The sequence below is a fragment of the Prevotella sp. 885 genome, from assembly GCF_002265625.1.
Classification (GTDB): Bacteria; Bacteroidota; Bacteroidia; order Bacteroidales; family Bacteroidaceae; genus Prevotella.
Genome location: NZ_NOVE01000117.1, coordinates 1 through 1,554, shown reverse-complemented (window position 1 = coordinate 1,554; position 1,554 = coordinate 1). Strand labels below are relative to the sequence as shown.

Here is a 1,554-nt window from a genome sequence, read left to right as displayed (position 1 = left end):
TCTCTCCAGAAAGGAGGTGTTCCAGCCGCACCTTCCGGTACGGCTACCTTGTTACGACTTAGCCCCAATCACCGGTTTCACCCTAGGCCGACCCTTGCGGTCACGGACTTCAGGCGCCCCCGGCTTTCATGGCTTGACGGGCGGTGTGTACAAGGCCCGGGAACGTATTCACCGCGCCATGGCTGATGCGCGATTACTAGCGAATCCAGCTTCGTGGGGTCGGGTTGCAGACCCCAGTCCGAACTGAGACATGTTTTAGGGATTCGACCGTATTTGCATACGGCCTGCTTTCTGTACATGCCATTGTAACACGTGTGTAGCCCCGGACGTAAGGGCCGTGCTGATTTGACGTCATCCCCACCTTCCTCACTCCTTGCGGAGGCAGTCTTCACAGAGTGCCCGGCATTACCCGATGGCAACTGAGAACAGGGGTTGCGCTCGTTATGGCACTTAAGCCGACACCTCACGGCACGAGCTGACGACAACCATGCAGCACCTCCATAGGCGCCCCGAAGGGCCTCATCATCTCTGAATCGTTCGCCTACAGTTCAAGCCCGGGTAAGGTTCCTCGCGTATCATCGAATTAAACCACATGTTCCTCCGCTTGTGCGGGCCCCCGTCAATTCCTTTGAGTTTCACCGTTGCCGGCGTACTCCCCAGGTGGGATGCTTAACGCTTTCGCTTGGCCGCTTACGTCAGACGCAAACAGCGAGCATCCATCGTTTACCGCGTGGACTACCAGGGTATCTAATCCTGTTCGATACCCACGCTTTCGAGCTTCAGCGTCAGTTGCGCTACAGCAGGCTGCCTTCGCAATCGGAGTTCTTCGTCATATCTAAGCATTTCACCGCTACACGACGAATTCCGCCTACTTCCCGCGCACTCAAGTCTGACAGTTCGCGCTGCAATGCCCAGGTTGAGCCCCGACATTTCACAACACGCTTACCAGACGGCCTACGCTCCCTTTAAACCCAATAAATCCGGATAACGCCCGGACCTTCCGTATTACCGCGGCTGCTGGCACGGAATTAGCCGGTCCTTATTCATGCGGTACCTGCAATAAGCCACACGTGGCTCACTTTATCCCCGCATAAAAGCAGTTTACAACCCATAGGGCCGTCATCCTGCACGCTACTTGGCTGGTTCAGGCTCTCGCCCATTGACCAATATTCCTCACTGCTGCCTCCCGTAGGAGTTTGGACCGTGTCTCAGTTCCAATGTGGGGGACCTTCCTCTCAGAACCCCTACTGATCGTCGCCTTGGTGGGCCGTTACCCCGCCAACAAGCTAATCAGACGCATCCCCATCCTTCTCCTTTACATTTCGTTCTCGTTAGATGCCTGCGGAGAACTGCATATCGTGTTAGGCCGCCTTTCGACGGGTTATCCGATGGACAAGGGCAGGTTGGATACGCGTTACTCACCCGTGCGCCGGTCGCCATCAACAATAGCAAGCTATCGTCATGCTGCCCCTCGACTTGCATGTGTTAAGCCTGTAGCTAGCGTTCATCCTGAGCCAGGATCAAACTCTACATTGTAAAATATCTTTTACCAAC

At 55.3% G+C, this 1,554-nt stretch carries 1 rRNA gene; it reads right to left on the bottom strand.

What is annotated here, in order from left to right:
- Nucleotides 1-9: 9 nt before the first annotated feature.
- Nucleotides 10-1,536 (bottom strand): 16S ribosomal RNA (locus tag CHL74_RS15305).
- Nucleotides 1,537-1,554: the final 18 nt, after the last annotated feature.